General features: G+C 74.6%; 9 protein-coding genes. 5 read left to right on the forward strand and 4 right to left on the reverse strand.

The genetic code is table 11. The features are described from left to right. The first annotated feature begins 260 nt into the window (after positions 1–260). Positions 261–1,565, forward strand: coding sequence for a GAF domain-containing protein (locus AXW62_RS07505; RefSeq protein ID WP_060943801.1), 1,305 nt, complete (start codon positions 261–263; stop codon positions 1,563–1,565). Between the two features lie 487 nt (positions 1,566–2,052). Here AXW62_RS07505 and AXW62_RS07510 read toward each other — a convergent pair whose 3' ends face one another. Beyond that, on the reverse strand, positions 2,053–3,081 hold the full coding sequence (locus AXW62_RS07510) for an asparaginase (protein WP_060943808.1): 1,029 nt from the start codon (positions 3,079–3,081) through the stop codon (positions 2,053–2,055). Positions 3,082–3,366: 285 nt separating this feature from the next. After that, on the reverse strand, positions 3,367–4,119 hold the full coding sequence (locus tag AXW62_RS07515) for a FadR/GntR family transcriptional regulator (protein WP_063817533.1): 753 nt from the start codon (positions 4,117–4,119) through the stop codon (positions 3,367–3,369). Positions 4,120–4,294: 175 nt separating this feature from the next. On the opposite strand from AXW62_RS07515, the gene AXW62_RS07520 reads away from it, so the two are divergent. Both AXW62_RS07520 and lnt read left to right on the forward strand, forming a co-directional pair. Then, positions 4,295–6,736, forward strand: coding sequence for a SpoIIE family protein phosphatase (locus AXW62_RS07520; RefSeq protein WP_060943803.1), 2,442 nt, complete (start codon positions 4,295–4,297; stop codon positions 6,734–6,736). Positions 6,737–6,891: 155 nt separating this feature from the next. Beyond that, complete coding sequence (gene lnt, locus AXW62_RS07525; RefSeq protein WP_252368523.1) at positions 6,892–8,439, forward strand: apolipoprotein N-acyltransferase; 1,548 nt, start codon at positions 6,892–6,894, stop codon at positions 8,437–8,439. On the opposite strand, the gene AXW62_RS07530 is transcribed toward lnt, so the two are convergent. Both AXW62_RS07530 and AXW62_RS07535 read right to left on the reverse strand, forming a co-directional pair. Beyond that, entirely contained in the window at positions 8,327–9,316 is a 990-nt protein-coding gene (locus AXW62_RS07530) for a Gfo/Idh/MocA family protein (protein ID WP_060943805.1), read from the reverse strand. The genes lnt and AXW62_RS07530 overlap by 113 nt on opposite strands. Positions 9,317–9,384: 68 nt before the next feature. Continuing rightward, positions 9,385–10,584: an FAD-dependent monooxygenase gene (locus tag AXW62_RS07535; protein WP_060943806.1), complete on the reverse strand. Its 1,200-nt coding sequence runs from the start codon at positions 10,582–10,584 to the stop codon at positions 9,385–9,387. Between the two features lie 85 nt (positions 10,585–10,669). Between AXW62_RS07535 and AXW62_RS07540 the strand changes: the two genes are divergently transcribed. Beyond that, positions 10,670–11,305 (forward strand): TetR/AcrR family transcriptional regulator, encoded by a 636-nt coding sequence (locus tag AXW62_RS07540; protein WP_060943807.1) that lies wholly within the window; start codon positions 10,670–10,672, stop codon positions 11,303–11,305. 40 nt (positions 11,306–11,345) lie between these two features. Next, entirely contained in the window at positions 11,346–11,852 is a 507-nt protein-coding gene (locus AXW62_RS07545; protein WP_060943809.1) for a DinB family protein, read from the forward strand. Positions 11,853–12,070 lie beyond the last annotated feature (218 nt).

The raw sequence follows: 12,070 nt of genomic DNA on the forward strand, positions 1-12,070 counted from the left end.
GCCGGGAGCGGCGCGGTGGGGGGGGTGACACCTCGCCCCGGGGGAAGCCCGGGGGCGGGGTGGGATGACGAGGGATGACGACATGACGCGGCCGGAGCCACCAACCAGCCGCCCCCTCACGACAGTCAGCCCCACCAACCAGCCGCCCCTCACGACGAACGGCCTCACGCCCGCCGCTCCCGCCGGACGGCTTCACTACAATCGCGGAACAACAACCAAGCCCCGTCGCCCCGTTCAGCAGAGGCTGAAGGCCGCCATCCATGCGTATCCAGCACCCGCGCGACACCGGTCCCCTGGCCGCACTGAGCCCCGCCGAATCGGCCCGTCTCATGGCGGTGATGCGCAAGGCGGCGCTGAGCCGGGGGCGGCTTCCACTGCCCGCCCGCCCGGTGATCGGCGCCTCCTGGGACCGGATGCTGCGCCTGGGCCTGGACCCGGACCACGGCCGCGCCCCACGGCCGCTGGGCCTGGACGAACTGGAGCTGCGGCGGCGGCAGACCCGGCTGGCCGAGGTGCTGCCCACCCTGCACAGCGGGCTGCTGGAGGCGGCGGAGGCGGCCGGCCACATCATGATCATCGCCGATGCGGAGGGCCGGATCCTGTGGATCGACGGCCACCGGGGCGTCCGCCGGCAGGCCGACGGGATCGCGCTCGTCGAGGGTGCGCACTGGGCCGAGGAGGTCGCCGGGACCAGCGGCATCGGCACCGCGCTCGCCGTGAGATCGCCGGTGCGGGTGCATTCGGCGGAGCATTTCGTGAGCGCCTTCCACCCCTGGAGCTGCGCCGCCGCCCCCGTGCACGACGCACGGGACGGCCGGCTGCTGGGCGTCGTGGACATCAGCGGCCCGGCCGGGACCGCCCATCCGACGGTGCTCTCGCTGGTCACCGCGACCGCCCGGTGGGCCGAGGGCGAACTGCGTCTGGCGCACAGCCGGGAGCTGGCGGGCCTGCGGGCGGTCGCCGCGCCCCTCCTGGCGCGGATCCGCGGCAAGGCCGTCGTGGTCGACCGGCACGGCTGGGTCGCCGGGGTCACCGGGGTGTCCCCGCCCGAGCACCGGCTGCCGCTGCCCAAGGCGCCGTACGACGGGCCGGTCTGGCTGCCCGCGCTCGGCGCGTGCGCGGTGGAACCGCTGCCCGGCGGCCATCTGCTGCGGGTGCTGGACGGCGAGTCTCCCGAAGGCGGCCCGGCCGGCCGCGGCCACCTGCTGCTGGACGTGCGCCATCCGCACCGCTGGGCCCTGACCTTCTCGGGCCCCGCGGGCACCTGGACGCATGAGCTCAGCGCCCGTCAGGCGGAGGTACTGCTGGTGCTCGCCGCGCACCCGGAGGGGCGCACGGCGGCGCAGCTGGCCCAGGACCTGTTCGGGGATCCGACGCGGGCGGTGACCGTACGGGCCGCGATGTCCCGGCTGCGCGGGCGCGTCGGGGCGGTGCTGGCGCACCGCCCCTACCGGATCGCCGACGGCGTCCGCATCGACGTGGCGAGCCCGGACCACCCCGCCGTGCTGCTCCCCTTCAGCCGCGCCCCGGCCGTCGTCGAGCTGCGCGGATTCCCCGCTTTCTGAGGGCCGCTTTCTGAGGACCGCCGCCGTTTTTCCGAGGGCCGCTGTCGTCACCTCCCGGGGGCCCGGGGCGATGTTTCCCACGCCCCGCCGCCGCCGTTTCCATGCGCCCACCGTCGCCGTTTTCCTGCGCCCGCCGCCGCCGTTTCCGTACGCCCGCCGCCGCCGTTTCCCTGCGCCCACCGTCGCCGCTTCCGTGCGCCCGCCGTCTGCGTTCCCAAGGGCCCGCCGGGTGATGGGGAAGTTCTCCCCGGCGCGCAGGGTGTGGACGCCCCAGCAGGCGTCGGCGGGGACGTCGCGGTCGCCGAGCAGATCGTGTTCACGGCGATGGCCGGTGGCAGTCATGGGGTGCGGTCTTCCTCGGTCTCCCGGTGAGCGGTGGGGAGGGGCGGGCGGGGCCTTCCGGCGGATCGCCCGTGGACGCCGAGGTGTTCCGTCAGGCCGCGGTGTTCCGTCAGGCCGTGCTGTTCCATCAGGCCGCGGTGTTCCGTCAGAAGGGCCCCAGGGCGTCGGTGGCGTGCAGACAGCCGACGGTGGCCCCGCCGCCCTGCACCGGCACAGTGGCGAACTCGGTAAGTACACCGGGGTCGATACCGCAGTGGACGAGGGCCGCGGCGGTCACCGGCATCCGGGCGCGGTCGGCACCGTCGGCGATCTTCACGGCGACGGCCCGGCCGTCGGGCAGCGCCGCGATCTGCACGCCCTCGAAGCCGTCCTTGGCGATCAGGCCCGGTACCGCGCGCATCAGCCGGGCCACGTCCCGGTCGCTGCCGGACGCCATGTCCGGGTGGGCGCGCAGGGCGGCCGCGACCCGGCCCTCGGGGCTGTCCATGGCGCCGGAGGCGATCCGGGCCGCGGCCGTCGCGAGCCCGCGGAGGGAGACGGAGAACAGCGGGGCACCGCAGCCGTCGACACTGACCCGCGCGACGCGCTGCCCGGTGAGGTCCTCCACGGTCTCGGCGATCATCCGCTGGAGCGGATGGGCCGGGTGGAGGTAGTCCTCCAGCGACCAGCCGCGCAGCCGGGCCGTCAGCAGCATCGCGGCGTGCTTGCCGGAGCAGTTCTGGGCGAGCCGGGTGGGCCGGCCGCCGTCGCGCAGCCAGGCGTCGCGCTCGGCGGCGCCATACGGCAGGTCCGGGACATTGCGCAGATCGGCCTCGGTGAGCCCGGCCTCGTGGAGGATGCGGCGCACCCCGTCCAGATGGCGCCGCTGGCCGGAGTGGCTGGCGGCGGTGAGCGACAGCAGCTCCCCGTCCAGCGGCAGCCCGGCGTGCAGCAGCCCGACGGCCTGGACGGGCTTGAGCGCGGAGCGCGGGTAGAAGGCCACGTCGGTGTCGCCGGCCTGGAACGCGACCCGGCCGTCGGCGCCGAGGACGACGGCCGAGCCGTGGTGGACGCCCTCGATGACCCCGCCGCGTACGACGTGGGCGAGCGGCACATGGCGGGGTTCGCGGATGGCGGGGGGCTCGGCCGGCGTGCGGCGGGTCGCGTCGAGGGTCCGTCCGGGGGAGGTGTTCATGGTAGTGCTCTCGTGGTCGGGGGTGTTCACGGGTGGGAGTCCTCCAGGAGTGGTGGAGGGGGGTGAGGGCGTCCGAGGGTCGGCCCCGGAGAAACGATTCTTCAGCGGCGGCTCACCGCGGGTCCGGCATCCGGCCGCGCACCGGCCGAGAAGCACCGGCCGATGGGCACCGACCGAGGAACACCGGCCGATGAGCACCGGCCGCGGGATCGCCGGAAGCGCCGTCACGGTGCGCCGGCCGGGTCCGCCGCCCACCGGCGCCCTCCCGGCGGAGGGAGTACGCGCTCACCTCCGCCGTCCGTCTTCCGCCGGTGCCGTCGTCCGGCCGTCCGCCGTGGCGGGCCGCACGATGGAGGTCAGGGTGGTCTCCACACGTCTGAGGTGGTGGGTCATCGCCTCCACCGCGTCGTGCTCGGACCCGTCGGCGAGCGCCTCGACGATCGCCCGGTGCTCCCGGTTCGACTGCTCGCGGCGGCCGCCGAGTTCGGTGAGGAACGCCGACTGCCGGGCCAGAGCGTCGCGGATCTCCTCGATGACCCGCCGGAAGACCGGATTCCGGGCCGCCTGGGCGACGGCGAGGTGGAACAGCGTGTCCATCGCCACCCAGGCGGTGGTGTCGGTCTCCCGCTCCATCCGCTCCAGCAGATGGGACAGGTGGTCGAGGTCCTCGGCGCGGCGGCGCTGCGCCGCGTAGCCCGCCACCGGGATCTCGATGTGCCGGCGCACCTCCATCAGGTCGCTCGCGGCGTAGTCGCCGAAGGTGGGGTCCGCCACCGGCCCGCTGGAGATGACGAAGGTGCCCTTGCCGGTGCGCGAGGCGGTCAGCCCCATGGTCTGCAGGGCCCGGAGGGCCTCACGCAGCACCGGTCGGCTCACCTCGAGGCGACGGCACAGCTCCGCCTCGGAGGGGAGCTTGTCCCCCACCGCGTAGTCGCCGCGTTCGATCGCTTCCCGGAGGTGGGCGAGAACCGCTTCCATCGCGCTCACCCGGCGAGGGAGATCGGATCCCACACCTGTCTGGCTGTCTGACAAGTTCACGCGGCAGATCCTCGGGTGTCCACCGGAGGATTGTCAAGCGCGGCCTTTCCGCCTCTTGGCGCCCGTTCCGTGGGATGTGGGCTCTTCGGCCCTCCCGGGCCGGGGATGCCCACGGCCCGGAAGGACCGGAGGTCATAGTATGGAGGGAAATGTATCCGCAGACGGGACGGGTGCGATGGCCAGCCCCCAGGGAATCGCGCCGACCGAGACGCATGTCCCCTTCGACATGGCGGATGCGGCCGCGGCGCTGATCGACGCCCGGGGGACCATCACCGGCTGGACCCCGACGGCGGAGAGACTCCTCGGCTATCCGGCGGCGGAGGTGATGAAGCAGCCGGCCAGGACGTTGCTGGCGGCGCCGGAGGACATGGCCAAGGCCGAGGCGATCGCCGCGTGGTGCCGGGCGCACGGCGGCTGGCACGGGCTGGGGCGGGCCCGGCACCGGGACGGCCGGCGGATCGAGGTGCAGCTGCGGGTCTCCGCGCTGCGCGATCCGGAAGGCGGCACCTCCTGGCTGGTGTCCGGGATCGATGTGGGCTCCATCCCGTCCTGGGCGCTCAGCGGCTCACTGCTCCAGGGGCTCCTGACCCGCTCGCCGGTCGGGATAGCCGTGCTGGACCCGGGTCTGCGGTACGTGTGGATCAATGACACGCTGGAGCGCTACGGCGGGGTGCCGCGGCCGGACCGGCTGGGGCACCGGATGGGGGACTTCCTGCCGGGGCTGAACGCCGAGGCGATCGAAGCGCAGATGCGGCAGGTGCTGAAGACCGGCAAGCCGGTGGTCGACTACGAGTACCAGGGCTGGACGATGGCCGAGCCGACCCGCGAACACGCCTACTCGACGTCGTTCTTCCGGCTGGACAACGCCGAGGGCCGGCCGATGGGCCTGTGCTACATGGTCATCGACGTCACCGATCGCTGGCGGGCCCGGGAGCGGCTGGCGCTGCTCAACGAGGCCGGCGCGCGCATCGGCAACACCCTGGACGTCATGCGCACCGCCCAGGAGCTGGCCGACTTCGCGGTGGAGCGGCTCGCCGACTTCGTCACCGTCGACCTGCTGGAGTCGGTTCTGCACGGCGAGGATCCCGTGGAGTCCCCGGGCCGGACCCTGCCCGCCTTCCGCCGCGCCGGTCAGGCGTCGATCCGGGAGGGGTGCCCGGAGTCCATCACCACGGCCGGGGAGCCGGTCACCATCTATCCCTCGTCCCCCGTGGCCCGCTGCTGCTTCTCCGGGGAGGCGCTGCTCGACCCCGTGATGGACGTCTCCATCAGGGCCTGGGCCGGCGAGGATCCGGCGCGGACGGCGAAGGTGCGCGAGTTCGGGATGCACTCGCTGATGGTGGCGCCGATCAGGGCGCGCGGCGCCCTGTTGGGCGTGGCCTCGTTCGTCCGCTCCCGGCAGCCGAACCCGTTCGAGGAGGACGATCTGCTGCTCGCCGAGGAGCTGGTCGCGCGGGCCGCGCTGTGGATCGACAACGCCCGCCGCTACAGCCGTGAGCACGCCACCGCGCTGGCCCTCCAGCGCAGCCTGCTGCCGCACGCCCTGTCCGGCGGCCAGGCCGTCGAGGTGGCCTCGCGCTATCTCCCCACGGGCGCCCGCAACGGGGTCGGCGGCGACTGGTTCGATGTGATCCCGCTGTCCGGTGCCCGGGTCGCGCTGGTGGTCGGCGATGTGGTCGGACACGGCATCAACGCCGCGGCGACCATGGGGCGGCTGCGGACCGCCGTCCACACGCTCGCCGATATGGATCTGCTGCCCGAGGAGCTGCTGGCCCACCTCGACGACCTGGTCATCCGGCTCACCGAGGAGGAGACCGGACAGGAGGGGGTGGCCGCCACGGTGCTGGGCGCCACCTGTCTGTACGCGGTCTACGACCCGGTCACCCAGCGGTGCACGATGGCACGGGCGGGACACCCCGCCCCCGCGGTCGTGGACCTCTCGGGCGAGGTCTCCTTCCCTCCGCTGCCGGCCGGTCCCCCGCTGGGCCTCGGGTCGCTGCCGTTCGAATCGGCGGAGCTGGAGCTGCCCGCCGGAAGCCTGATCGCCCTCTACACCGACGGGCTGATCGAGAACTGCGACCAGGACGTCGACGTCGGCCTCGGCCGGCTGCGCGACGCCCTGGGCCGGACCGCGCTGCCGCTGGAGGAGCTGTGCTCCACGGTGGTCACCACGCTGCTCACCCGCCCGCAGTCCGACGATGTGGCCCTGCTGCTGGCCCGTACCCGCGGTCTGGACCCCGGGGACGTCGTCTCCTGGGACCTGCCCTCCGACCCGGCCGTGGTCGCCGGCGCCCGCTCCCTGGCGATCCACCGGCTCGCCGAGTGGGGCCTGGAGGATCTGATGACGACCACGGAGCTGATCGTCAGCGAGCTGGTCACCAACGCCATCCGCCACGGCACCGGCCCCATCCGGCTGCGGCTGATCCGGCACGAGGTGCTGATCTGCGAGGTCACCGATACCAGCAGCACCTCACCGCGGCTGCGCCACGCCCGCACCACCGACGAGGGCGGCCGCGGACTGTTCCTCGTCGCCCAGCTGACCCGCCGCTGGGGAACCCGCTACACCGAGGGCGGCAAGCTCATCTGGGCCGAACAAGACCTCCCGGAACCGGCATGAGGCACGCCCCGGCGCACCCCCGCCCTGTTCATGATCGGCCGCCTGCCGCACACTGGCCCTGGGCCGACAGGAGGGGAGCGTCCGGAGTGCGGGAGCCGGCCGGCGGCGAGGACCTGTGGAGGCGGCGGTTCGCCTCCCCGTGGTGGCGCGGTGCGATGGCGATGGCGGCGGGCGCGCTGCCCGCACCGGCCTTCCCCGAGCCCTCGCTGTGGTGGTGGGCGTATGTCGCCCTGGTGCCCTGGCTGCTGCTGGTGCGCTCGGCGCCCACCGGCCGCCGGGCCGTGCTGGACGGCTGGCTGGGCGGCGCCGGATTCCTGCTCGCGGTGCACCACTGGCTGATGCCGAGCCTGCATGTGTTCATCGTGATACTGGCGCTGCTGCTGGGGCTGTTGTGGGCGCCCTGGGGCTGGCTGACGCACCGGCTGCTGCACGGCCGCCCGGGTCCCGGGCGGGTGGCGGCGGCGCTGGTGCTGCTGCCGTCCGCATGGCTGATGGCCGAACTCGTCCGGTCCTGGCAGTACCTCGGCGGGCCGTGGGGGCTGCTGGGCGCGAGCCAGTGGCAGGTAGCGCCCGCGCTGCGGCTGGCCTCGGTGGGCGGGGTGTGGCTGCTCGGTTTTCTGCTGGTCGTGGTGAACGTGACGGTGACCGTGCTGATCGCGGTGGCCCGGGCCCGTACGGTGGCGCTGGCCGGGCTCACGGCGTGCGGCGCCGTGGCGGCCGGGGTGTGGATGTGGGCGCCACCGGCCCAGGAGTCCGGGACGGCGCGGATCGCGGTGGTGCAGCCGGGGGTCGTCCGGGGGCCGGGGCCGCGCTTCGAGCGCGGCGCGGAGCTGACCCGGCAGCTGGCCGGCCGCCGGGTCGACCTGGTGGTGTGGGGCGAGAGCAGCGTCGGCCAGGACCTGACCGGCCATCCGGAGCTGAGCCGGCGGCTGGCCGCGCTGTCCCGGAGGGTCGGCGCGGATCTGCTGGTCAACGTGGACGCGCGGCGCAGCGACCGGCCCGGGATCTACAAGAGCTCGGTGCTGATCGGACCGGACGGGCCGACCGGGCAGCGCTACGACAAGATGCGGTTGGTCCCCTTCGGGGAGTACATCCCGGCCCGGCCGCTGCTGGGCTGGGCCACTTCGGTGGGCAAGGCGGCCGGTGAGGACCGCCAACGGGGCACCCGGCAGGTGGTGATGAGGCTGCCGGGGGCCTTGCGGATCGGCCCGCTGGTGTGCTTCGAGTCGGCGTTCCCGGACATGAGCCGGAACCTGGTGCGGGACGGCGCCCGGATGCTGGTCGTCCAGTCCTCGACCTCGACTTTCCAGCACAGTTGGGCGCCCGAGCAGCACGCCTCGCTGGCCGCGCTGCGCGCCGCCGAGACCTGGCGGCCGATGGTGCACGCCACGCTGACCGGCCAGAGCGCGGTGTTCGGACCGCGCGGCGAGCCGGTGGGCCCCCGGATGTCCACCGGCACCAGCGCCGTCACCGTCTACTCGGTGCCGCTGGGGCGGGGCACGAGCCCGTACGTGCGCATCGGGCCCTGGCCGGTGTACGGGGCGGTGGCGGCGCTCGCCGTCTTCTGCGCGGCCGAGGGGGGCCGGGCGCTCAGACGGCGGACGGACCGGCCGTCGGACGAGCCATCGGCCCCGCGGACGGACGGGCCGCGGGCCCGGCCGCCGGATCAGCGGGCAGACCAGCCGACTCCAGGGCGTCCCTGACGACCCGTTCGCACAGTTCATGGGTGCGCAGCGGGTCCTCGGCGCCGATCCGCCGCCCGGCGCGCACCGCGTCCAGGAAGGCGTCGGTGATCTGCTCGATCCCGCGCTGCCGCGCCACCGGCACCCAGTCGCCCCGGCGGCGCACGCTCGGCTGGCCCTTGTGGTCCACGACCTCGGCGAGGTTGAGCACCTGCCGCTTGGTGTCCTGGCCGGAGACCTCCAGGACCTCCTCGGTGGAGCCGCTCATCCGGTTCATCACGCCGAGGGCGGTGAACCCGTCCCCGGACAGGTGCAGCACCACGTGGTGCATCAGCCCGTCGCGGATCCTGGCCCGCACGTCGATGTGGTCCACCGGGCCGGGCGCGAGGAAGCGCAGCGTGTCGACGACGTGGATGAAGTCGTCGAGGACGAGGGTGCGCGGGTCCTCGGCGAGGCCGACGCGGTTCTTCTGCAGCAGTATCAGCTCGCGCGGATGGTCCAGGCACTGCGCGTAGCCGGGCGCGTAACGCCGGTTGAAGCCGACCATCAGGCTCACCCCGCGCTCCTCGGCGAGCCGCACCAGCCGCTCGCTGTCGGCGAGGTGGTACGCGAGCGGCTTGTCGACGTAGGTGGGCACCCCGGCCTCGATCAGCCGGGTGACGAGGCCGGCGTGGGCGCCGGTCGAGGCGTGTACGAAGGCCGCGTCGAGCCCGGCCGCGAGCAGCGAGTCGAGGTCGGCGTGGCGCTGGGCAGCGGGGAGGCGGTAGGTGTCGGCGACCCGCTGGAGGGTGGCGGGGGTGCGGGTGTGCAGATGCGGCTCCAGACCAGGGCGGGCCATGAGCACGGGCAGATACCCCTTCTGCGCGATGTCGCCGAGCCCGATGCAGCCGACCCTCACGGTGCCTCCTCGTCCTCCCGGGAGCTCCCGGGTCCTGCCGGGGTTCCGCCGGATCTCCCCGGTCCCGGTCACGCCTTCCGCTGTGCTACCGAAGGATACGTGCGGGTGGGCGGGTGCCAGTCCGCGATGCCGTCGAAGGAGCGCAGGGCCAGCCCGGGGACGAGACGGCCGGCGACGGCGATCGCGGCATCGCGGAGGGCGGTGGCGGGGGCGCTGGTGAGGGTGATCGCGCGGGCGGCGCGCGCCGAGCGGCGCACCACGTCCGTCGTGCGGGGCAGCCGGTCGCGGGTGTAGGCGGCCAGGGCGGCCGAGGGGTCGCCGGTGCCGGGGGCCAGATGGTGGGCGAGGACGACGGCGTCCTCGATGGCCTGGTTGCCGCCCTGCCCCAGGGTGGGGGCCATCGCGTGGGCGGCGTCGCCGACCAGGGCGACCCGGCCCCGGTGGTAGGCGGGCAGGGGCTCGGCCAGGTACCGGATGTCATGGCGCAGTACGTCCGGCGGCGCGGCGGCGGCGAGGACATCGGGGACGGGCCGGTGCCAGTCGCCGTAGAGCCGCAGCAGTTCGGACCTCTCGTCGTCGGGGGCGTGGCCGCCGGGCTCGGCGACGGCCGCCGCGTAGGCGTAGACCCGGCCGTCCTTCAGCGGCTGGGTGCCCCAGATCCGGCCCCTCCCCCAGGTCTCATGGGGCTCGAAGGGCCGGCCGGGGTCCGGGATGACGAGGCGCCAGGTGGTGAATCCGGCGTAGCGGGGCCCGGGGTGGTCCGGGAAGAGGCCGCGGCGGACGGCCGAGTCGATGCCGTCGGCGCCGATGACGAGGTCCGCCTCGTACCCGCCGTCCTCGGTGGTGACCCGGGCCGGGCGGCCGGCGTCGCCGGGGTCGGCCAGGGCGGCGGCGGTCCCGGTGCGGACCGCTCCCCCGGGCAGCCGGGAGACGAGCAGATCGACAAGGGTGGCGCGGTGGAGCAGGACCAGCGGGCCGCCGAACCGCTCGGCCATCGCCGCGCTGTCCATCCGGGAGAGCCGGCGGCCCCGGGGGGTGCGCAGTGCGCCGCCGCCCTGCCAGGCGGCGAGGGCGCGGACGTCGTCGCCGAGGTCGATCGCGTCCAGGGCGCGCTGGGAGTTGGGGGCGAGCGAGATCCCGGCGCCGACCGGCTCGAGGCGGGCGGCGCGCTCCAGGACGGTGACGGACCAGCCGCGGCGGTGCAGGGCCGCGGCGGCGGTGAGCCCGCCGACTCCGGCGCCGATGACCAGGGCACGGGGTTGCCGCATGACTCCTCCGATTCAACTACAGGTGTAGTACGCACCATCGTACTACACCTGTAGTGGGCGCGCCGGATGGGCTTAGGTTGACCCCATGACCGCTGATCGCACCGCCGCCTCCGCCGCCTCCGCTTCCGGGTCCCCCCGCGCCGGGCTGATCGCCGACACCGCCCTCGCGCTGCTGGCCGAGCGCGGGATGCGGGGGCTGACGCACCGCGCGGTGGACGAGGCGGCCGGGCTTCCGCTCGGCTCCACCTCGAATCACGCCCGGACCCGCGCCGCCCTGCTGAAGACGGCGGTCCGGCGGCTGGCCCAGCGGGAGGCGGAGGTGCTGACACCCGACGAGATGCCACGGACCGCCGGTGCGGCGCCGGACGGGGCCGATCCGGTCGCCGGGACGGCCGACGCGCTCTCGCTCGCCCTGCACCGCTCGCTCACCGCCCAGCCCGACCTGCTGATCGCCCGCTACGAACTCGCACTGGAGGCGACCCGCCGCCCGGAGCTGCGGGAGTTCTACGACGCGACCGGGCGCGGCTTCCGGGAGCCGCTCGAGGCGATGATGACGGCGCTGGGCTCCGCCGAACCCCGGCGCCACGCGCGGTCACTGGTCGCCTGGTGCGAGGGGCTGATGTTCAGCTGCGCAGCGGGCGCCGACCACGACGCCGTACCCGACCGCGCGACGCTGCGCACCGGCCTCGAGGAGCTGCTGCGCGGGATGCTGAACGGATAACGTGTGGCGGCCGGGTGACCTGCCCGCCATCATGACCGCCATGACGACCACGGAACGACCCGAACCGCCCCGGACCGCCGACGAACGCACCAGCCTGGAGGGGTGGCTCGACTTCCACCGCGCCACCCTCGCCCTCAAGTGCCAGGGCCTGGACGACGCACAGCTGAGGGAGGCGTCCGCGCCGCCGTCCGGGCTGACCCTGCTCGGACTCGTACGGCACATGGCCGAGGTCGAGCGGAGCTGGTTCCGGCGGGTGCTCGCCCAGGAGGACGCACCGCCGATCTGGTACAGCGACCAGGACCCCGACGGGGATTTCCGCGTCACCGGCGAGGACACCGCGAAGGACTGCTTCGCCGTCTGGCGGGAGGAGATCGCCAGGGCCAAGGAGGCCGCCGCGGGCCGCCACCTGGACGATGTCGTCGCCCGCCCCGGCCGCGGGGACTACAGCCTGCGCTGGATCTATCTGCACATGATCGAGGAGTACGCCCGCCACAACGGCCACGCCGACCTGATACGCGAGCGGATCGACGGCGCCACCGGCGACTGATCACGCCGTGCCGGATGGAGGCGGGGGCCCGGCGCCCCGCGTCCGGGCGCCGTCCCGACGAACGCCCCCCGCGCTGAGCACGGGGCGTGTGCCGACGCCCCCGCGTCCGGGCGCCGCCCGGGTCCCGCGCCGACCGGCACCCGGACACCCCGCGCCATGATCGGCGCCCGGACCCCCATCCGTTCACGCGAGGACACCGCGGTGACGCGGTGCCGCCG

This window comes from Streptomyces hygroscopicus subsp. hygroscopicus, from assembly GCF_001553455.1.
GTDB classification, from domain to species: Bacteria; Actinomycetota; Actinomycetes; order Streptomycetales; family Streptomycetaceae; genus Streptomyces; species Streptomyces hygroscopicus.